9 protein-coding genes are annotated in these 22,050 nt (G+C 74.5%); 5 read left to right on the top strand and 4 right to left on the bottom strand.

What is annotated here, in order from left to right; translation table 11 throughout:
* Window positions 1-70: 70 nt before the first annotated feature.
* Together VE614_RS13425 and VE614_RS13420 are read left to right on the top strand one after the other, a co-directional pair.
* Entirely contained in the window at window positions 71-2,773 is a 2,703-nt protein-coding gene (locus tag VE614_RS13425; RefSeq protein ID WP_324936141.1) for a helix-turn-helix transcriptional regulator, read from the top strand.
* 84 nt (window positions 2,774-2,857) lie between these two features.
* Entirely contained in the window at window positions 2,858-3,844 is a 987-nt protein-coding gene (locus VE614_RS13420; protein ID WP_324936139.1) for a ketoacyl-ACP synthase III, read from the top strand.
* 92 nt (window positions 3,845-3,936) lie between these two features.
* Here the strand turns inward: VE614_RS13420 and VE614_RS13415 are convergent, their stop codons facing one another.
* From VE614_RS13415 to VE614_RS13400, 4 genes are read right to left on the bottom strand one after another with little or no spacing between them, the layout of a single operon-like run.
* Window positions 3,937-5,019: an alpha-hydroxy acid oxidase gene (locus VE614_RS13415; RefSeq protein ID WP_324936137.1), complete on the bottom strand. Its 1,083-nt coding sequence runs from the start codon at window positions 5,017-5,019 to the stop codon at window positions 3,937-3,939.
* Complete coding sequence (locus VE614_RS13410; protein WP_324936135.1) at window positions 5,016-5,258, bottom strand: acyl carrier protein; 243 nt, start codon at window positions 5,256-5,258, stop codon at window positions 5,016-5,018. Before VE614_RS13410 ends, VE614_RS13415 begins: the two co-directional genes overlap by 4 nt.
* Window positions 5,259-5,278: 20 nt before the next feature.
* Window positions 5,279-6,226, bottom strand: coding sequence for a beta-ketoacyl-ACP synthase 3 (locus VE614_RS13405; RefSeq protein WP_324936133.1), 948 nt, complete (start codon window positions 6,224-6,226; stop codon window positions 5,279-5,281).
* Window positions 6,223-7,419 (bottom strand): cytochrome P450, encoded by a 1,197-nt coding sequence (locus VE614_RS13400; protein ID WP_324936131.1) that lies wholly within the window; start codon window positions 7,417-7,419, stop codon window positions 6,223-6,225. The genes VE614_RS13405 and VE614_RS13400 overlap by 4 nt, the downstream gene beginning before the upstream one ends.
* 260 nt (window positions 7,420-7,679) lie before the next feature.
* Here VE614_RS13400 and VE614_RS13395 point away from each other — a divergent pair, with 260 nt between their 5' ends.
* From VE614_RS13395 to VE614_RS13385, 3 genes are all read left to right on the top strand, one after another.
* A complete protein-coding gene (locus tag VE614_RS13395; protein WP_324936128.1) occupies window positions 7,680-11,597 on the top strand; it encodes an amino acid adenylation domain-containing protein in 3,918 nt (1,305 codons plus the stop codon).
* Window positions 11,594-17,935, top strand: a complete 6,342-nt coding sequence (locus VE614_RS13390; RefSeq protein ID WP_324936127.1) for a non-ribosomal peptide synthetase — start codon at window positions 11,594-11,596, stop codon at window positions 17,933-17,935. The genes VE614_RS13395 and VE614_RS13390 overlap by 4 nt, the downstream gene beginning before the upstream one ends.
* Window positions 17,932-22,050: amino acid adenylation domain-containing protein (locus tag VE614_RS13385; RefSeq protein WP_324936125.1), on the top strand; the 4,119-nt coding region annotated here is incomplete at its 3' end. The genes VE614_RS13390 and VE614_RS13385, both read left to right, overlap by 4 nt.

Here is a 22,050-nt window from a genome sequence, read left to right as displayed (position 1 = left end):
GACAGCGGTTTCTGCTGTCATCGAGGACTGACGTCCGGCGTCGACCGATCCATGGGGGAGGAGTAGGTCCATGTCTCTAGTTGAGCGTGATCACGAGCTCGACTTGCTGTACCGACGCTTGGCCGACTGCCTGGCCGGCGCGTCGTCAGTCACTCTGATCGGAGGGGCTCTCGGCGTCGGCAAGACCGCGTTGCTGCAGGCCCTGGCGACGAGAGCGGCGGAATCACCCTCGACCACGGTCCTCACGGCGTACGGAAACCGCAGTGGCGTGGCGGAGCCGCTGGACACGGTCACCCAGCTGCTCAGCGGCGCCGACCTGAGCCCGCAGGACGAGGAGAAACTCGCCCGGCTGCTGGCCAGGGGACGTACGGCCGCACCGGCCGGCGACCCGTGCGACGAACTCACCGACCAGCTTCCCGCCGGCCTCTTCCACCAGCTCGTCACCTTACTGGTCCGTGCTCTGGGAGACCGGTCGGTGGTCATCCTGATCGACGACATCCACCTCGTCGACAGCGCCTCACAGCAATGGCTCCTCCATCTGGCGCGATATCTCACCGAGTTGCGGGCCATGGTCGTGCTGACCAACTGCGACGGACCCAATCCCGTATCCCCCCTGTTCCACACGGAGTTGCTGCGGCTGCCCTCCTACCGGCGGGTGACCCTGAGGCCGATCTCTCCGGGCGGGGCCGGGCGCATCGTCGCCATGCTGACGGGTGAGGACGGCTCCGATCTCGGGTCCGGGTTCCACGCCATCAGCGGTGGAAACCCGTTGCTGCTGCGTGCGTTGGCCCAGGACCGGATGGCGTCCGGGAGCGCGCCGGGCACCGTCTTCCGCCAGGCCGTCTTCGCGTGTCTGTACCGCGCGCAGCCGCAGGTGCGCTCGACGGCGGAGGCGGTGGCCCTGCTCGGGGACTGCGCGACTCCCGCCCTGGTGGGCAAGCTCCTCGACCAGGGCGACGAGGAGGTGGCGGCGAACGTCGGCGCCCTGCGCGCGATGGGCCTGCTGGCGGACCTGTCCTTCCGCCATCCGGACATCCGGGCGGCGGTGCTGGAGTCCTGCCAGGACCGCGCCCAACTCCACGCCTCCGCCGCCCGGTTGCTGTACTGGGACGGGGCCCCCGCCTCCGTGGTGGCCGAGCATCTGCTGGCCTCGTTCCAGGCGGCGGAGCCGTGGCAGGTGCAGGTCCTGGAGAGCGCGGCCGACGAGGCGAGAGACCCCGAGCAGGCGATCGCGTATCTCGAACTGGCCTACCAGGACAGCGCGGACGCCGCTCACCGGACCCGGCTCGCCCTGCGGCTGGCGCAGAGCGTGTGGCGCGCCCAGCCCGCCACCGTGATCGGGAACCTGACCCGGCTGGAACGGCTGCCCCAGACGGAGTGCGGCACGGTCCTGGCCGTCGCGGCGCACCGGTTCTGGTCGGGCAGTCCGCTCAAGGCCGCGCAGGGGCTGGACGAGGTGGTGTCCCGCGAGGCCGGCGGGGACGACCGGCTCGCGGCGTCGGCCTGGTCCGCGCGGATGTGGCTGTCGACCGTCTGCCCCGGCCTCCCGGCGCCGCCTGATCCGCCGGACTCCGGCGAGGGCGGGCTCGGTGTCGAGCAGACCCGGCGGGCGGCGGGCGCGCTGCACGGGCTGCTGCACGGCGGGTGCCCGGACACCGCCGCCGCCGAGGCCGGGGAGATCCTGCGGACCGTCTGGCTCGACGACGGGATGTCGGCGTGGGCGGCGGCGATCGCGGTGACCGTGCTGTGCTACGCGGAACGGCTGGACGAGGCGGCCGCGGCCTGCGACCGGCTGCTGGAGGGCGACGGCAGGCATCGCGGGCGGGAGGGGTTCTTCGCCGCGCTGCGCGCCGACATCGCGGTGCGCCAGGGCAACCTGCCGCTCGCGGAGCGCTGTGCGCAGGACGCGGCGGAGCGGCTGCCGGTCGCGCACTGGGGTCTCCTGGCGGCGGTGCTCCAGGGCATCCAGCTCTCGGTGGCGGTCGGCAGCGGCGACCTCGCCCGGGCGGCCGCGCTGGCGCAGGCCTCCCTGCCCGACGGCCTGCTCGAAACGCGGTACGGCGTGCGGTACCTGTGCCGCCGCGGTCAGTACCACCTGGCCGCAGGCCAGCCGAACGTGGCGCTGAGCGACTTCTTGTCCGCGGGCCGGCTCACCCAGGGGTGGGGCCTGCACCTGCCCGCGCTGGGGGAGTGGCGGATCGGCGCCGCCGAGGCGTATCTCGCGATCGGGAACCTGCCGGAGGCCCGCCGGCTGCTCGACGAACAGCTCGCCCTGCTCAGACCCGAGGACCACCGGGTGCGGGGCTCGGCGCTCCGCGTGATGAGCGCGCTGGTTCCCCGGCACGAACGCATCGCCTGTCTGCGGAGGGCGGTCGACGCGGCCAAGGCCGGCGGTGACCGGCTGGAGCTCGCCCGGGTCACGGCCCAGCTCCACGACGCCTGCCGTACCGCGGGTCAGCGGGACCTGGCGAAGGTCGCCGCGCTCCAGGCGCTCAAGCTGGCCGACGAATGCCGGGCGATTCCGCTGCAACGGCAGTTCATCGCCCATCGCTCCATCGAGCCGGCGTCCGCGGCCCGGGTCGAACCGGACCGGCTCACGGCCTCGGAGCTGAAGGTGGCGTCACTGGCGGCGCGCGGTTTCACCAACCGGGAGATCGCGGGTGAACTCCACGTGACGATGAGCACGGTGGAGCAGCATCTGACCAAAGTCTACCGGAAGTTGAATGTGAGACATCGCAAGGAGCTGGTGTTTCGCATGGAACAGACGGTCTGACAGATCCGGGTCCCAGGCGTACCGCGCGAAGCGGTGCGCCTGGGCCTCGTCCTGTCCCTTTTCCGCTACTCGAAGGGAACAAGTGTGCCCATAGGAATCCTGGCCGTCGGCTCGCACGTGCCGCCGAGGGTCGTCGACAATCACCAGATCAGCCGGTGGACCGGGAGAACACCGGACTGGGTGGCCGAGCGGACCGGAGTGCTGGAGCGCCGCTACGCGGAGCCCGGCACCACCACCTCCGACCTCGCCGTGCCCGCGGTCCGCGAGCTGCTCGACCGGCTCGACGACCGGCAGCGGCAGCGACTGGCCGCGCTGATCGTGGCGACGTCCACACCGGACGTGCCCCAGCCGGCCACGGCCGCCATCCTCCAGCACAAACTCGGACTGCCGGGGCTGGCCGCCTTCGACGTGAACGCCGTGTGCAGCGGCTTCCTGTACGGCCTGGCGGTCGCCGAGGGCATGCTCGCCACCCGCCGGCACGGCTCGCACGCGATCGTCGTCGGAGCCGACATGTTCTCCACGATCATGGACCGCTCGGACCGGCGCACGGTCAGCCTGTTCGGCGACGGCGCGGGTGCCGTACTGCTCGGTCCGGTGCCGGACGGGTACGGCATCCAGGCCGTCCGGCTCCTCACCAACGGCGAGCTGCACCACTACGTGGGGGTCGAGGCGGGCGGCACCCGCACACCCCTGGACGAGCGGGCCCGCACCGCCGGGGAGCACCTGTTCCGCATGGACGGCCGCGCCGTACGCGACTACGCGCTGTCGGTCCTCGACAAGCTCACCGGCGAGGTGCTGGAGGAGTGCGGGCTGCGGCTCGCGGACATCGGGCGGTTCGTCTTCCACCAGGCCAACACCAGGCTGATCGAGACGTTCGCGGCCGAGGCGGGCATCGACCCGGCGAAGGTGGTCCTCACGGCACCCCGGCTGGGCAACACCGTGGCCGCGTCGATCCCGCTGACGCTGCGAGCGGCGCAGGAGGAGCGGCCGTTCGCGCGCGGTGAGCGGGTGCTGATGGCCGCGGTCGGCGGCGGGATGACGGCGGGGGCCGCGGTGCTGACCTGGTACTGAGACGACAGGCCGAGAAGGGCGCCCGCCGAAGCGGACGCCCTTCTGGACCTGTCGCCCGGTACGGGAAGGACCCGGAACGGCCGGGGTGGCGGTCAGTCGCGCACGGTCAGGCCGCGGGCGTCGGCGAGAGTGCGGCACCCGGTGACGGCCATGGCCGTGTCGAGCTCCGCCCGCAGCAGTTCGACGGCCTCGGCGACCGTCTCCTCGGCGCCCACGGCGAGCGCCCACAGCGCGGGACGGCCCAGGAGCACGGCGTCCGCGCCCAGCGCCAGGGCGCACAGGATGTCGCTGCCCGAGCGGATGCCTCCGTCGAACAGCACCAGGCAGCCGTCGCCGACGGCACGGCGCACCCCGGGCAGCGCGGCCGCGGCCGGGACCGACCGGTCGAACTGCCGGCCGCCGTGGTTGGACACGACCACCGCGTCGGCCCCGGCGGCGACCGCCCGGACGGCGTCCTGCGGGTGCAGGACACCCTTGACGATCAGCGGGAGCCGGGTCCGGGAGCGGAGCCACTCCACATCCGACCAGTTCAGCGACGGATCGAAGGTGAGGGCGGTGTGCCCCGCGATGGCCGAGGTGCCCTCATGACGCTGCCGGGCGGCCGCGTTCTGCTCGGCGTCGAAATTGGCGGCATGGATGTGGTCGGGCAGGCCGAAGCCGTTGCGCAGGTCGCGCAGCCTGCGCCCCATCACCGGCATGTCGGCGGTCAGCATCAGAGCGCTCACGCCGGCGGCTTCGGCGCGCCGGACCAGCTCCCGGAGCCGGCCCCGGTCCCGCAGCCAGTACAGCTGCAGCCACAGGGTGCCGCCGACCTCCGCGACCTGCTCCAGGGCGACGCTGCTGAGCATGGGGAGGACGAAGGGCACCTCGGCCCGCTTGGCCGCGCGGGCCATCGCGGTCTCGCCCTCGGGGTGCAGCAGCTTCTGGTACGCCATCGGCGCGATCCCCAGGGGCAGTGCGCAGGAGTCCCGCAGCAGCCGGACCCGGGTGCTGCGCTCCCGCACATCCGCGAGGACCCGGGGCACCAGCCGCACGGTGCGCAGGGACTCGGTGTTGAGGTGCACGGTGGATTCGTCGCCGGCGCCGCCCGCCACGTACCCCCATACCTCGGGGGGCAGGAGCGCGGCGGCGGCGGCGGACAGATCCTCGAGGCAGACGGGGACCGGACGGGTCATCCGGTCCTGAGCTTCGCGACGTAGTCGGCCAGCTCACCCACCGAGTCGAAGTCGTCCAGCTCCTCGTAGGGGATGAGCACGTCGAAGGCCCGCTCGGTGGCGGAGATCAGCTCGACCGTGGACAGCGAGTCCATGGCCAGGTCGTCGCGGAACGCGGTGTCGGCGGCGATCGGGCCCGCGAACTCGGTCTGGTCGCGGATCAGTTCGGCGATCCTGTCCAGGATCTCTTGCTCGGGCATCGGCTGGTGACCTCCGGCTCTCAGTACAGGGTGACGACTTGTCCGGCGTAGGTGAGACCGGCGCCGAAACCGAGGAACAGGGCCCGGTCGCCGGGCCGTACGCGGCCCTCCTCCCGCAGCCGGCACAGGGCCAGCGGGATGGAGGCGGTCGATGTGTTGCCGCTGTCCACCACATCGCGGGCGACCTGGTCGGGCTCGAACTTCAGCTCGGCCGCGATCGCGTCGATGATGCGCCGGTTGGCCTGGTGCAACACCAGCCACGTCACGTCCGACAGCTCCACACCGGCCGCCTCGCAGGCCCGCCGGGCGGCCGTCGGCATGTGGTCCAGCGTCCACTTGAAGACCTGGCGGCCCTGCATCGCGATGTGCTCGCCGTCCTCCGGCACCCACAGCGCCTCGCGGTGCTCGCCCGCCGACCCCCAGACGGCCGGGCCGATGTCCGGCCGGTCCGAGGGGGAGACGACGACGGCGCCGGCCCCGTCGGCCAGCAGCGCGTAGACATCCTGGATCTGTGGCGTGGTCCAGTCGGTCAGCCGCTCCGAGCCGACGACCAGGACGTGCCGGGCGTGGCCCAGCCGTACGGCGTCCGAGGCCGCGGCGATGCCGTAGGTGAGGCCCGCGCAGGCCGCGTTGAGGTCGTAGGCGCCGGCGGTGCGGCAACCGAGCCGGGCGGCCAGCTCCGGCGCGCCGGACGGGATGGGCCGCAGCATGGTCTGGGTGGCCAGGATGACGAGGTCGACCTCGTCCGGGGCCACCCCGGCGTCGCGCAGCGCGGCACGGGCGGCGTGCTCGCCCATCTCGACGACGCTCTCCCCGTCACCGGCGTGCCCGCGGGTGCGGATGCCGGTGCGGGTCTCGATCCAGTCGACGGTGACGGGGGCCCGTGCGGCGATCTCCTCGTTCGTGACCGTCCGCCGGGGCCGGTAGCCGCCGAGCCCGCTGATCCGCGAGCCGGTCACCGCGTTCACCACTCCACCGGCAGGGTGCGCAGCGTGCGGATGACCGTGACCATCCGGTGCCACCATTCCGCGGGGTCGCCGGGGCCGAGCCGCAGGGTCGGCAGCCGCCGGGTCAGCGCCGCGAAGACGACCTGCAACTCGACCCGGGCGAGCGCGGTGCCCGCGCAGTAGTGCGGACCGTGGCCGAACGCGACATGGGGGTTGTGCTCACGGGTGAGGTCGAGGGTGTCCGGGTTCTCGAAGACCTCGGCGTCCCGGTTGGCCGACGCCAGCAGGGCCAGCATGGGCTCTCCGGCACGGACGGTGTGCCCGCCGATCTCGGTGTCCTCGGTGGCGTAGCTGCCGAACCCGAAGATGTCGCCGATGGAGACGTAGCGCAGCAGCTCCTCCACCGCCGTCGGCACGATCTCCGGCCGCTCGCACAGCCGGCGGTACTCCTCCGGCCGGCTCAGCAGCACGTACACGGAGTTGGCGATGTGCGCGGTCACCGGGTCGTGACCGCCCAGCAGCAGGGAGATCACCGCCTTGCACAGGTCGTCCTCGGTGAACCGGTCCTGCGCGTCCCACTGCGCGACCAGGGCGCTGACCAGGTCGTCGCCGGGCTCCTTGCGACGGCGCTCGATCAGGGCGGAGGTGTATTCCATCAGGCCGGTGAAGTTCGCCATGAACTCCTGCGGCGTCAGGCCGGCGGTGACCAGCAGCGCCGCGGACCAGGCGTGGAACTGCTCGCGGTCCTCCTCGGGCACCGCGTACATCTCGCAGTTCACGGCCACCGGGAACGGCTTGGCCAGCGCGGTGACCAGATCGGCGGAGTCGCCCTGGGCCACCATCGCGTCGATCAGGCCCTCGGCGATGGACTCGATGCGGGGGCGCAGGGCCTCGATCCGCTTCTTCGTCAGCGCCCGCGCCACCATACGGCGGGCCTCGGTGTGCTCGGGGGCGTCCATGAACGGGATGGTGTGCGCGTAGCCGCCGGGGCTGAAGCCGGGCGCGTCCTTGCCGAGCGCCGCCTTGCGGCTGAAACGCGGGTCCATCAGGAAGGCGCGCACGTCGGCGTGGCGGGTGGCCATCCACACCGGTTCGCCGAAGGGCAGCTTCATCAGCGGCACCGGATCGTCCGTGCGCAGCGCGTCGTAGGCCGGATAGGCGTCGAGCCGGTCCAGCGGGCACAGAGGATGCACCTTCGGTGCGGGTTCGGTCATCGCGGAAGGCCCTTCGTGAACGCACATCGTGGCCGGTGGCGGCCGTACCGGGGTGAGAGCGGCCACCATCTGACCCCAGCCCTCCACACCGGACAAGCCCCTAGATCCCCGGCCCCCCGGAACCCCCCTAGACGACCGCCGCGACCCCACAGTGCGGCACGGGGAAGGCCAGGGGGGCCACCGGGACCGGGCCGCCGCGCGCTCAGGGGTGAGGCAGGGGTTCTGTCCTGACTCGCCGCGTTCCTAAGGTGCTCGGCGGAGTGGAATCCGCTGTCTACGCCTGGGAGTGCGTGTTGTCCGCCGATGGATATCTGCCGCTTTCGGCTGCCCAAGAGGGTGTGTGGTTCGCGCAGCAGCTCGATGAGAACAGCCCGGTGTACACGGCGGGGGAGTACGTCGACATCCAGGGGCCGCTGGATGTCGAACGGTTCCGGCACGCCGTGCGACGGGCCGTGGACTGGGCCGAGGCGCTGCACTTCCGCGTGGTCGCGACCCCGGACGGGCCCCGGCAGATCCCCGTGGCGGACCTGCGGTGGGAGATGCCGGTGGTCGACGTATCGGCCGAGGCGGATCCGCACGCCGCCGCGCTGGACCTGCTGCGCGAGCAGGTCGGCCGGCCCTTCGACCTCGCCGAGGCCCCGCTGTTCCGCTTCACCCTGGTGCGGCTGGCCGAGGACCGGTACTTCTGGGCGCACCTGTACCACCACATCCTGCTCGACGCCTACGGCGTCTCCCTGATGGCCCGCCGGGTCGCGGCCGAGTACGCGGAGCCGTCGGCCGGGGACGGCCCGGACGCACCGCGCTCCCCGGTGGCGCCCCTGCTGGCGGAGTCGGCGCGGTACGAACAGTCGGCGCACCGCGAGGCGGACCGCGCCGCGTGGGCCCGCTACTTCGCCGACGGCTTCGCCCCCACCGTGCTGGGCGGCATCGCGCGTCCCGCGTCGCATCGCTTCCTGCGGCACGGCGTCGAGCTGTCCGCCTCGCGGACACAGGAGCTGCGCGCGGACGCCGACCGGCTCGGCACCACCCTGGTACGGCTGATCACCGCCGCCTTCGCGGCCTACGCCGGACGGCACACGGCGAGCCAGGAGGTGCTGCTCAGCGTGCCCGTGCACGGCCGCGGCAGCGCGTCGGCCCGGTCGACGCCCGGCATGGTGACCAACATGCTGCCGGTCCGGGCCACGCTGCGCCCCGGCGAGCCGGTTCCGCAGGCCGCCGCCCGGCTGGGACGCGAGCTGACGTCGGTGCTGCGCCGGCACCGCTACCGCGCCGAGGAACTCCGCCGCGACCTCGGGCTCGCGGCCACGGACGCCCGGTTCTTCGGGCCGGTGCTGAACATCCAGGAGTTCCACCACCGCCTCACCTTCGGCGGGCACCCCGCGTCCGTGCACAACCTGTCCAACGGCCCCGTGGAGGACCTGGCGGTCAACGTGCACGTGTGGCCGGACGGGCTGCGGATCGACATCGACGGCAATCCCGCGGTGTACACCGCCGAGGACGTCGCCCGGCACGCGGAGCGCTTCACCCGCTTCCTGAGCGTGTGCGCCGCCGCCGCTCCGGACCGCCCCCTCGCCTCCCTGGACCTGCTCGACACCGCCGAACTCGCCGCCCTGGCCGCCCGGAACGACACCACGCTCGACGCCCCGGCCGACGATGTCGTCACGCTCGTCGCCGAGCAGGCGCGGCGCACCCCCGGCGCCACCGCCCTCGTCCACGGCGAGCGGTCCCTGACCTACGGCGAACTCGCCGGGCGGGTGGACCTGCTGGCGCGTCTGCTGGCCGGGCGGGGCGCCGGGCCGGGCCGGCTGGTCGCCCTCGCCCTGCCGCGTGACCTCGATCTCGTGCCGACGCTGCTCGCGGTGCTCCGCACGGGCGCGGCGTTCCTTCCGCTGGACCCGGAGTTCCCCGCCGAGCGGCTGGGCGCGGTGCTGGCCGAGGCCGCCCCGGCGCTGGTGGTGACGACGCGGGAGCTGGCCGGCCGGCTGCCCGGCACCTGCCCCACACTGGTGCCCGGCGAGGCCGGTCCCGGCTCCGCACCGGTGCCGGCCGACCCGGCGCCGTACCTGCCCGGGGCGCCCGCGTACGTGCTGTACACCTCGGGTTCCACCGGCCGCCCCAAGGGGGTCTGCGTCTCGCGCGGCAACCTCGCCAACTTCCTGGCCGCGCTGCGCCCGCTGGTCCCGCTGACCCCGCGGGACCGCCTGCTGGCCGTGACCACGGTCGGCTTCGACATCGCCCTGCTGGAGCTGCTGCTGCCGCTGGTCTCGGGGGCGGCCGTCGTCCTCGCCGGCACCGACCAGGTGCGGGACCCGGCCGCGCTCGCCGCCCTGCTCTCCGAGTGCACCGTCATGCAGGCCACGCCGACGCTGTGGCGGGAGGTGACCGGACGGCACCCGGAGGCGGTGCGCGGCAAGCGGGTCCTGGTCGGCGGGGAGCCGCTCGACCCGGCTCTGGCGACGCGGCTCGTGGCCGAGGCACAGGAGGTCGTCAACCTGTACGGGCCGACCGAGACGACCATCTGGTCGACGGCGGCACCGGTGGGCGGCGACCGCGTGGTGATCGGCCGGCCCATCGGCAACACCCAGGCGCACGTGCTGGACGCCGGGCTGCGGCCCGTCCCGGACGGCGCGCCCGGGGAGCTGTACATCGGCGGCCACGGCGTCGCGTCCGGCTACCTGGGCCAGTTCGGGCTGACGGCCCAGCGCTTCGTCGCCGACCCGTTCGGCCGGCCCGGCTCCCGGCTGTACCGCACCGGTGACCTGGTGCGGCACCGGCCCGACGGGGACCTGGAGTTCCTCGGCCGGGTCGACGACCAGGTCAAGATCCGCGGTTTCCGGGTCGAACTCGGCGAGGTCGAGGCGGCGCTCGGCCGCCGGCCCGACATCGCCGCGGCGGCCGCGGCCGTACGCGAGGACACGGCGGGCGACCGCCGCCTCGTCGCCTACGTGGTGCCCGCCGAGGGGAGCACCGCGGACCCCGTCGAACTGCGGCGGGACCTCGCGGACCGGCTGCCGGGTTACATGGTGCCGACCACCGTCGTGGTCCTCGACGCCCTGCCGCTGACCGCCAACGGCAAGGTGGACCGCAAGGCGTTGCCCGAGCCGCGGCCCGACGCGGTGGTCCGCGGCCGGGGCCACCGCACCCCGCAGGAGGAGATCCTGTGCGGGCTGTTCGCCGAGGTGCTGGGGGTGCCCCGGGTCGGGATCGACGACAACTTCTTCGAACTCGGCGGCCACTCGCTGCTCGCCAACCAGCTGGCCGCGCGGATCAGGGAGACCCTGGGCACGGAGCTGACGTTCCGCCGTCTGGTCGACGCGCCCACGGTGGCCCGGCTGACCCGGTCCCTGGGGGTCGACACCACCGAGAGCGCGTTCGACGTGCTGCTGCCCATCCGGGCGTCCGGCACCAGGCCGCCGCTGTTCTGCCTGCATCCGATGGGCGGCCCCAGCTGGGTCTTCGCGGGGCTGATGCGCCACCTCACCGCCGACCACCCGATCTACGGCCTCCAGCCGCGGAGCCTGGCCAGGCCCGAGCCGCTGCCGGACAGCATCGAGGAGATGGCCGCCGACTACATCGAGCAGATCCGCACGGTCCGCCCGAACGGGCCGTACCACCTGCTCGGCTGGTCCTTCGGCGGGATCGTCGCGCACGCCATGGCGGTACAGCTCGCCGAGGCCGGCGACGAGGTCGGCCTGCTCACCGTGATGGCCGACTACCCGTCCGAGGACGACATCGCCAACCACCGCATCCCCAGTGAACAGGAGTTCTTCGCGGCGGCCGTGGCCTCGACCGGCTACGACATGAGCAAGCTGGAGCCGGGCAAGCCGCTGGAGGCCGGGTTCGTGGCGAAGCGGCTGCGCGAGGGCAACAGCCCGTTCGCGCTGTTCGGCGAGTACAACCTGCTGGCGCTCATCGAGATCTACAAGAACAGCGTGCGGATCATGGGTGAGCACAAGCCCCGGACGTTCGAGGGCAACACCCTGTTCTTCCGCCCGACGCTCGCCAAGGACGGCACGCCCAAGAGCGTCCCGGACGAGGTGTGGCTGTCGTACCTCGGCGGATCCGTCGAGGTACGGGACGTCGAGACCCGGCACGAGACCATGACCCAGCCCGAACCGCTGGCCGAGGTCGGCACGGTCCTCGCGGCCCGCCTGCGTGAGCTGGAGGGCCGCTCATGACCGGCACCCTCGTCTCGCGCTTCGCCGACGTGGTGCGCCGGACCCCGGACGCCACCGCCGTCGTCTTCGGTGACACCGTCCTCACCTACGCGGAACTCGACCGCCGGGCCGACCGGGTCGCCCGCGCGCTGCGCGAGCGCGGCGCCGGGCCGGAGTCACTGGTCGGCGTCCTGCTGCCGCGCTCGGCCGACCTCGTGGTCGCCCTGCTCGGCGTGCTGAAGTCCGGGGCCGCCTACCTGCCGATCGACCCGGCCTCTCCGGCCCGCCGGATCACCGCCGTGCTGGCCGACGCCGGGGCCGAGCTGCTCCTCACCGACACGCCCGATACCGGGCCGGACGACCGCCGGCCCGAGGGGTGGCCCCCCGTGGTGCTGATCGGCTCCCACGCCCGGCACACCGCCACCGGCACGCCGGGCGCCGCCATCCGGCCCGGGAACCGGGCGTACGTCATCTACACGTCCGGCTCCACCGGCACCCCCAAGGGTGTCGAGGTCACCCACGCCAACGTGGTCCGGCTCTTCGACGCGGCTCGACGGCACCTCGCGTTCGGACCCGACGACGTGTGGACGCTGTTCCACTCGTACGCCTTCGACTTCTCGGTGTGGGAGCTGTGGGGCGCCCTGCTGCACGGCGGCACCCTGGTGGTCGTCCCGCAGGAGACCGCCCGCTCCCCGCGGGAGTTCTGGCGCCTGCTCGCCGAGCGGGGCGTCACCGTGCTGAACCAGACCCCGTCGGCGTTCTACCCGCTGGCCCGTGAGGACGCCGACGCGGACGGCGAACTCGCCCTGCGCCACGTCGTGTTCGGCGGGGAGGCGCTGGACGTGGCCCGGCTGGGGGACTGGTTCGCGCGCCACCCCGACGGGCCCGAGCTGGTCAACATGTACGGCATCACCGAGACGACCGTGCACGTCACGCACGGCACGGTCACGGCCGGAACGCGGCCCGGGCTGGGCAGCCCGATCGGCGTGCCGCTGGACGACCTCGCCGTCTACGTCCTCGACGAGTGGCTGTCACCCGTGCCGCCGGGCGTCGCGGGGGAGGTGTACGTCTCCGGCGCCGGGCTCGCCCGCGGCTACCTGAACCGGCCGCGGCTGACGGCCGCCCGCTTCGTCGCCGATCCGTTCGCCGCCGACGGCTCCCGCATGTACCGCAGCGGTGACCGGGCCCGGTGGCGGCCCGACGGCACCCTGGAGTACCTGGGGCGCGCGGACCGGCAGGTCAAGATCCGCGGCTTCCGCATCGAACCGGGCGAGATCGAGGCGGCGTTGCTGCGGCTGCCCGAGGTGGCGGACGCGGCGGTGATCGTCCGTGAGGACGGTGGCGGTGCCGCTGGTGGCGCCGGTGTCTCCGCCGCTGCCGGTGCCGGTGGTGCTGCCGGTGCCGTCGCCGACGAGGGTGTCGAGCGGCGCATCGTGGCGTACGTCGTTCCCGCCGGTCCGGATCCGGTGGACCCCGGGCGGGTCCGCGAGCACCTCGCGGGCACCCTGCCCGGCTACATGGTGCCCGCGGCCGTGGTCGTGCTGCCCGCGCTGCCGCTGACCGTCAACGGCAAGCTCGACCGGGCGGCGCTGCCCGCCCCCGAGGCGCCGCGCGTGGCGCGTGCCCCGCGGTCCGGGCGCGAGGCGCTGCTGTGCTCGCTGTTCGCCGAGGTGCTCGGGCTGGCCGAGGTCGGCCCGGACGACGACTTCTTCTCCCTCGGCGGACACTCCCTGCTGGCCGTCCGGCTGGCCCGCCGGATCGGGGAGGAGACCGGCACCGAGATCCCGGTGCAGGCGCTGTTCGAGACACCGGTGGTCGCGGCGCTCGCCGACCGCCTCGGCAAAGCGGCCGACCGCCTCGGCGAGGGCGCCGGCGGTCCGCGTCCCGCCCGGCCGGCCCTGACCCGCGCCGAGCGGCCGGAACGGCTCCCGCTGTCGTTCGCGCAGCGCAGGCTGTGGGCGCTCGGCGAACTGGACGGGCCCCACCCGGCGTACAACATTCCGCTGGCGCTGCGGCTGCGCGGCCCGCTCGACCGGGCGGCGCTGGCGGCCGCGCTGGGCGACGTGGTGCGCCGGCACGAGAGCCTGCGCACCGTCTTCCCGGCCACCGACGGCACCCCCCGCCAGGAGGTCGTCGACCGGGTGCCGGAGCTGCTCACGGCGGTCCACAGCGCGGACGCGGTCGCCGCGGCGGCGGCCCACGCCTTCGACCTGCGCACCGAGACACCGGTCCGCGCCACGCTGTTCGAGGCCGGCCGGGAGGACCACCTGCTGCTGGTCGTCGTCCACCACATCGCCGCCGACGGCTGGTCGCTGGCCCCGTTCGCCGCGGACCTCGCCACCGCCTACGCGGCCCGGTGCGCGGGCCGGGCCCCCGACTGGGCGCCGCTGCCGGTGCAGTACGCCGATTACACCCTGTGGCAGCGGGAGGTCCTGAACACCGAGGAGCCCGCGCTCCTGGCGTACTGGCGCACCACGCTGGAGGGCGCGCCGTCCCTCGAACTGCCCACCGACCGGCCCCGCCCGGCGGTCACCGGCCACCGCGGCGGTCAGGTGCCGCTGCGCATCCCGGCCGCGCTGCGCGAGCGGCTGTCCGCGCTGGGCGCGTCCCGCCGCGCGACGCTGTTCATGGTGCTGCACGCCGGGCTGGTCGCGCTGTTCTCCCGGCTGGGAGCGGGCGAGGACATCGTGATCGGCTCGCCGCTCGCCGGACGCTCGGAGGAGGCGCTGGCCGGGCTCGTCGGCAACTTCGTCGACACCGTGGTGCTGCGCGCCGACGTCTCGGGCGACCCGGCCTTCACCGAACTGCTCGACAGGGTGCGCCGGGCCGATCTCGACGCGTACGCGCACGCCGGCATCCCCTTCGAGCGGCTGGTCGAGGAGCTGAACCCGGAGCGGTCCCTGGCCCGGCAGCCGCTGTTCCAGGTCGTGCTGATGCTGAACACCGTCCCCGCCGCCGAGCACCGCCTCGCCGGGCTGGAGGTCACCACCGAGCACGTGCACAACGGCACCGCCAAGTTCGACCTGTCCTTCGGCCTGCTCGACGGCCCGGACGGGATCGAGGGGCACGTCGAGTACAGCGCCGACCTGTACGACGAGGAGACGGTCGCCGCCCTCGCGGCCCGCTGGGTGCGGCTGCTCGAAGCGGCCGTCGCCGAGCCCGGGCGGCCGGTGGGCGCGCTGGACATCCTCGACGCCGGCGAGCGCACGCGCCTGCTGACGGAGTGGGCGGGCCGGCCGGGTGCCGTACCCGCCGCCGGCGAGACGGTCGTCACCCGCTTCGCCGCGCAGGCCGCCCGGACCCCCGACGCGGTGGCGGTGCGCGAGGACGGCCGCACCCTCACCTACCGGGAACTCGACGCCCGCTCCGACGGCCTGGCCCGGACCCTCGCGCGCCACGGCGCCGGCCCCGAGACGATGGTCGCCCTGGCCATGCGCCGCTCCACCGACCTCGTCGTCGCCACCCTCGCCGTGCTCAAGGCGGGCGCCGCCTACGTACCGCTGCACGAGACGCACCCGGCCGCCCGCAAGCGCCTGGTCGTCCAGGACGCGGGCGCCACCCTGGTGCTCACCGACGCGAGCACCCACCCGGACGCCGGGGAACTGGGCGTCCCGGTGCTGCGCGCCGACACCGCGGAGGCGGACGGGCCGGGCCCGCACGGGCCGGCGCACCGCGAGCGGCTGGCCTACGTGATGTACACGTCCGGCTCCACCGGCACGCCGAAGGGCGTCGCCGTCACCCACCGTGACATCCTCGAACTCGCCGACGACGAGGTGTGGCGCGGCGGCGCCCACCGGCGCGTGCTGCTGCGCTCCCCGCACGCCTTCGACGCCTCCACCTACGAGCTGTGGGTGCCGCTGCTGAACGGCGGCGAGGTCGTCGTCGCCCCGGCGGGCGAACTGGACGTCGCCGAGCTGCGGCGGATCATCCTGGGCGAGCGGATCACCGGGCTGTTCCTGACCACGGCCCTGTTCAACCTGATGGCCGAGCAGTGCCCGGACGCCTTCACCGCGGTCGGCGAGGTGTGGACCGGCGGCGACTTCGTGTCGCCCGAGGCGATGCGCCGGGTGCTGGAACGCTGCCCGGGACTGACCGTCGTCCACGTCTACGGCCCGACGGAGACCACCACCTTCGCCACCTGCTTCCCGCTCGGCGGCCCCGACGCCGTCGGACGGGACACCGTGCCCATCGGCCGCCCCCTCGCCGGTATGCGCGCGTATGTGCTCGACACCCGCCTCCAGCCCGTCCCCGCGGGCGTGCCCGGCGAGTTGTACCTCGGCGGCGCCGGGCTGGCCCGCGGCTATCTGGACCGGCCGGCGCTGACCGCGGAACGGTTCGTGGCCGACGTCCACGGGCCGGCCGGCGCGCGCATGTACCGCACCGGGGACCTGGTGCGGTGGAACGGCGACGGCGCCGTCGAGTTCCTCGGCCGGGTCGACGACCAGGTCAAGATCCGCGGCTTCCGCGTCGAACTCGGCGAGATCGAGGCCTTCCTCGCCTCGCTGCCCGAGGTCGGCCGCGCGGTGGCCGTGGTCCGGGAGGACAGGCCGGGCGACAAGCGGATCGTCGCCTACGTGGTGCCCGCCCGGGGCCGCCCCTTCGACGCGGCGGCCCTGCGGGAGGCGGTCGCCGAGCGGCTGCCGGAGTACATGGTCCCGGTCGCGTTCGTGGAGCTGGAGCGGATCCCGCTGAACGCCAGCGGCAAACTCGACCGCCGCGCCCTGCCGGCCCCCGCCCACCCCGCCCCGGGCACCGGCCGCCCCCCGCGCACGGAACGCGAGCGGCTGCTGTGCCGACTCGTGGCGGACGTCCTGGGCCTGCCCGAAGTCCCCGCGGACGCCGGGTTCTTCGCCCTCGGCGGCGACAGCATCTCGGCCATCCAGCTGGTCGGCCGGGCCCGCGCGGCCGGACTGGTGCTGACCCCGCGCGACGTCTTCCGCACCCCGGTGCTCGCCGACCTGGCGCGGACCGCCGCCACCGCCGACGGCCCCGCGGACGGCGACGTCGTCGCCCCGCACGGTCCGCTGCCGCTCACCCCCGTCGTGCGCTGGCTGCGCGATCTGGGCGGCCCGGTACGGAGCTTCCACCAGTCCGCGCTCGTCCAGGTGCCCGCCGACGCGGACGAGGAGCGGCTGGAAGCCGCCCTGCGCACGCTGGTCGCGCACCACGACGCGCTCCGGCTGCGGCTCACCGCGGCCGGCGGCGACTGGAGCTGGGAGGTGCTGCCCGACGCCCACCCCGGCCCGCTGGTGCACCGGGCCGAGAAGGACCTCGCCGCCGAGCGGGCCGCGCTGGGCGAGCACCTCGACCCCTGCAGCGGGCGGATGCTGCACGCCGTGTGGCTGCCCGAGGACGGCCGGCTGCTGCTGGCCGTCCACCACCTCGCCGTCGACGGCGTGTCCTGGCGGATCCTGCTGCCGGACCTCGCCGCGGCCTGGCGGGGAGAGCCCCTTCTGCCCGTCGGCACCTCGCTGCGCCGCTGGGCCCTGCTCACCGAGAAGACCGACCGGAGCGCGGAACTCCCGGTGTGGCGGGAGATCCTCGCCACGGACGACCCGCCGCTCGCGGCGCGTCCGCTCGACCCGCGCCGGGACACCCAGGACACCCTGCGGCGGCTCACCCGCACCCTGGGCCCCGAGCTGGTCCGGCCGCTGCTCGGCGACGTACCGGCCGCCCTCCACGCCACCGTCAACGACGTCCTGCTCACCGCGTTCGCGCTGGCCGTGACCCGCTGGCGGGGGCCCGGCCCGGTGCTGGCCGACCTGGAGGGCCACGGCCGGGAGGACCTGGTCGAGGGCACCGATCTGAGCCGTACCGTCGGCTGGTTCACCTCCATCGCCCCGGTCCGGCTGGACCCGGGAGCGGCCGACTGGGAGGGGCCGGCGCTCACCGAGGCGGTGCGCCGGATCAAGGACGGTCTGCGCGCCCGGCCCGACCAGGGCGCCGGGTTCGGCTACCTCGGCCTCACCGCGCGCCGCCCCCAGCTGGCCTTCAACTACCTGGGCCGGTTCTCCGCGCCCGCCGGCGCGCGGGACTGGGAGCTGGTCCCGGAACCCGGCGCCTTCAGCGGCGGCGCCGACGCCGCCATGCCCGCGCCGCACGTCCTCGAACTCAACGCCCTCACCCGCGACCACGCCGACGGACCGGAGCTGACCGCGACCTGGTCCTGGCCGGCCGAACTGCTGGACGAGGAATCCGTCGACCGGCTGGCGGGCCTCTGGTTCGCCGCGCTCCAGGCGCTCGCCGAGCACGCCCGGACGGCGGACGGCGGCGGCCTCACCGAGGACGACCTGCCCCTGATCTCACTGAGCCAGGCGGACATCGACCGCCTCGAATCCGCTTGGAGGAACGCACGATGACGTCTGGGCTGGCCGACATCCTGCCCCTGACGCCGTTGCAGGAGGGGCTGCTCTTCCACGCGCTCTACGACGACCGCGGAGCCGACGTGTACAACGTCCAGCTCGCCGTCGAGGTCGAGGGGCAACTGGACGCCGACGCGCTGCGCTCGGCGCTGCGCGCCCTGCTGGCGCGCCACCCCAACCTGCGCGCCGGATTCTGGCACCAGGACGTGGAACAGCCCGTGCAGGTGATCCCCCGCGAGGCCGAGGTGCCCTGGTCCGCGGTCGACCTCCGCGGCCTGCCCGAGGACGAGCGGGCGGCCCGCCTGGAGCGGCTGCTCGCCGACGACCGGACCCGCCGCTTCGACCTGGCCCGGCCGCCGCTGCTGCGCGCCACCCTGGTGCACACCGGTCCCGGCCGTCACCTGCTCGTGCTCACCCACCACCACGCGCTCTTCGACGGCTGGTCCCTGCCGCTGGTGCTGCGCGAGCTGTTCGCCCTCTACGCCACCCGCGGCGACGACCGCGCCCTGCCCGCGGTGCGGCCCTACCGGGCGTACCTGGCCTGGCTGGCGCGCCGCGACCGCGACGCGGCGCTGGCGGCCTGGCGGGCCGCCCTGGACGGGGTGACCGAGCCGACCCGGCTCGCCGCGGACCCCGGCGGCCCGGTGCTGCCGGTGCGGCGCGCCCTGGAACTGCCCGCCGAGGCCACCGCCCGGCTGCGGGAGCGGGCGCGGGCCCACGGGCTCACCCTCAACACGGTCGTCCAGTGCGCCTGGGGCCTGCTCCTCGGTGCGCTGACCGGCCGCGACGACGTGGTGTTCGGCGCCACCGTGTCCGGCCGCCCCGCCGACCTGCCGGGCGTCGACGAGATGATCGGCCTGTTCATCAACACCCTGCCGCTGCGGGTGCGGATCCGGCCCGGGGCCACCCTCGCCGAGCTGGGCGCCGAGGTGCAGGCCCGGCAGGCCGACCTGATCGAGCACCAGCACATCGGGCTGGCCGAGGTGCAGCGCGCCATCGGCGTACCTCAGCTGTTCGACACCGCCCTGGTGTTCGAGAACTATCCCGTCGAGCGGGGCCTGCTGCCCGAGGTCGACGGCCTGCGCATGCTGGGCCTGACCAGCCGGGACGCCTCGCACTACGCGGTGACGCTCGCCGCGATCCCGCGGGAGAGCCTGCATCTGCGGCTCGACTGCCGGCCCGACCTTTTCAGCGCCGAGGAGGCGGAGGCGCTCGGCGCCCGGTTCCTGCGCCTGCTGCACGCGGCGGCCGACGGGCTGGACCGCCCGGTGGCCGAACTGGACCTGCTGTCACCGCAGGAGCGCCGGCATCTCACCGAGGGGGTCAACGACACCGCCGTCCCCGGCCCCCCGGCGGCCACCGTGCCGGAGCAGTTCGCGCGGACGGTGCGGACGGCGCCCGGCGCCGTGGCCGTCGGCGACGGCGAGCGGGAGCTGTCGTACGCCGAACTCGACGCCTGGTCCAACCGGCTCGCGCACCGCCTGCTCGGCGCGGGAGTCGGCCCCGAGACCGCCGTCGCCGTGTGCCTGCGGCGCTCCGTCGAACAGGTGGTGGCGACCCTCGCGATCCTCAAGGCGGGCGGCACCTATGTGCCCCTGCACACCGGGCACCCCGCCGAGCGGCTCCGGCTGATCCTCGACGAGACCTCCGCGACCGTCCTCTTCGCCGACGACACCACTCCCGAGTTCCCGCACGACGCCACCGTCCTCCGGGTCGACGACGCCTCAGGGATGCCCGAACACGCCCCCGAGGTCCCGGCGCACCCCGGCATGCTGGCGTACCTCATGTACACCTCGGGCTCGACCGGGACGCCCAAGGCCGTCGGCATCACCCACGAGGACGTCCTGGGCCTCGCGCTCGACCGCCGCTGGCTCTCCGGACCCGGGGAACGGGTGCTGCTGCACTCGCAGTACGCCTTCGACATCTCCACCTACGAGCTGTGGATGCCCCTGCTCACCGGGGCCCGGCTGGTCGTCGCACCCCCCGGCGACCTCGACGCCCACACCTACCGCCAGGTCCTCACCGAGCAGGGCGTCACCTGCTTCATGGTGACCGCCGGGCTGTTCGCCCTGCTCGCCGAGGAGCAGCCGGACGCCTTCGCCGGGGTCCGAGAGGTCTGGACCGGCGGCGACCTGGTGTCCGTCGCCGCCCTGGAGAGCGTCCGCCGGCGGTGCCCCGGCACCCGGCTGCGCCATCTGTACGGCCCCACCGAGACCACGCTCGGGGCCACCGCGTACGCCGTGGACGGCGCACGTCCCGTGGAGTCCCCGCTGCCGATCGGCACCCCGCTCGACAACATGCGCGCCTACGTCCTGGACGGCGCCCTGCGGCCGGTACCGGTCGGCGCGGTCGGCGAGCTGTACCTGGCGGGCACCGGCCTGGCCCGCGGCTACGCGGACCTGCCCGCGGCCACGGCCGAGCGGTTCGTCGCCGACCCGTTCGGACCGCCCGGCTCCCGGATGTACCGCACCGGCGACCTGGCCCGCCGCCGGGCCGACGGCGCCCTGTACTTCCTCGGCCGGGCCGACGACCAGATCAAGATCCGCGGCCACCGGGTCGAGCCCGGCGAGGTCGAGGCGTGCCTCGGCCGCCACCCCGGGGCCGGCCGGACCGCGGTCGTGGCGCGGGACGGCAGGCTCGTCGCCTACGTCGTGCCGGACCGCGCCGACCTCGACGTGTCCGGCCTGCGGGAGCACGCCGCCCGGCGGCTGCCGTCCTACATGGTGCCCTCGGCGTTCGTCCTCCTCGACGAGCTGCCCCTGACCGCCAACGGCAAGGTGGACCGCCGCGCCCTGCCCCGGCCCGACCGCCACGACGACGCCTCGCGCGCACCGCGCACCGAGACCGAGGCACAGCTGTGCGCCCTGTTCTCCGCCGTCCTCGGGGTCGGTGAGGTCGGCGTGGACGCGGACTTCTTCGACCTCGGCGGTCACTCCCTGCTCGCCACCCGGCTGGTGAGCCGGATCCGCTCGCAGCTCGGCGCGGCACTCGGCGTGCGCGACCTGTTCGAGGCACCGACCGTGGCCGCCCTCGCCGCCCGGATCGGCGACGGCGGCGCCGAGCGGCCGCCGCTCGGCCCCCGCGTCCGCCCCGACGCCGTGCCGCTGTCGCACGCGCAGAGCCGGCTGTGGTTCCTGCACCGCCTGGAAGGACCGAGCCCCACCTACAACATCGTCCGCGGGCTGCGTCTCACCGGTGAGCTGGACGTGCCCGCGCTACGGGCGGCGCTCGCCGACGTGATCGCCCGGCACGAGGTGCTGCGCACGGTGCTGCCCGAGACCTCCGGCGAGCCGTACCAGCACATCCTCCAGCCGTACACGCCACAGCTGCCCGAGGTGCCCGTCGCCCCCGAGCGGATCGACGAGGCGGTGCGGGCCGCCGCCCGGCACGCCTTCGACCTCGCCGCCGAACCGCCGCTGCGGCCCACCCTGTTCACCCTCGGCCCCGACGACCACCTGCTGCTGCTCCTGCTGCACCACGTCGCGGGCGACGGCTGGTCGATACGGCCGCTGGAACGCGACCTCGCCACGGCCTACGAGGCGCGCCGCCAGGGCCGCGCCCCCGACTGGGCGCCGCTGCCCGTGCAGTACGCCGACTACACGCTGTGGCAGCGGGAGCTGCTCGGCGACGAGTCCGACGAGACGAGCCTCGCCGGCCGGCAGCTCGCCTTCTGGCGCGAGACGCTCGACGGCCTGCCGGAGCAGATCCCGCTGCCCGCGGACCGGCCCCGGCCCGGACAGCGGAGCTTCCGGGGTGCCGAGGTGCCCGTCGAGATCGGCCCCGGCCTGCACCGGCGGCTCACCGAGCTGGCCGCCGAGCACGGCGTGAGCCTGTTCATGGTGCTCCAGGCGGGCCTGGGGGCGCTGCTGACCCGGCTGGGCGCGGGCACCGACATCCCGATCGGCGCGCCCGTCGCCGGCCGTACGGACGTGGCCCTGGAGGACCTGGTCGGGTTCTTCGTCAACACGCTGGTGCTGCGCACGGACACCTCCGGGGACCCGGACTTCGCGACGCTGCTGGAGCGGGTGCGCGAGACGGACCTGGCCGCCTACGCCCACCAGGACGTGCCGTTCGAGCGGCTGGTCGAGGTCCTCAACCCGGAGCGGTCACTC

It is taken from the genome of Streptomyces sp., from assembly GCF_035645055.1.
Taxonomy (GTDB): Bacteria; Actinomycetota; Actinomycetes; order Streptomycetales; family Streptomycetaceae; genus Streptomyces.
The sequence above is the reverse complement of the archived record's forward strand: the minus strand, read 5'-3'. Positions and strand labels throughout refer to the sequence as shown.

Coding starts and splice junctions, on each gene's coding strand:
- VE614_RS13425 (WP_324936141.1), top strand. CDS start 71: ATGTCTCTAGTTGAGCGTGATCACGAGCTCGACTTGCTGTACCGACGC.
- VE614_RS13415 (WP_324936137.1), bottom strand. CDS start 5,019: ATGACCCGTCCGGTCCCCGTCTGCCTCGAGGATCTGTCCGCCGCCGCC.
- VE614_RS13410 (WP_324936135.1), bottom strand. CDS start 5,258: ATGCCCGAGCAAGAGATCCTGGACAGGATCGCCGAACTGATCCGCGAC.
- VE614_RS13400 (WP_324936131.1), bottom strand. CDS start 7,419: ATGACCGAACCCGCACCGAAGGTGCATCCTCTGTGCCCGCTGGACCGG.
- VE614_RS13390 (WP_324936127.1), top strand. CDS start 11,594: ATGACCGGCACCCTCGTCTCGCGCTTCGCCGACGTGGTGCGCCGGACC.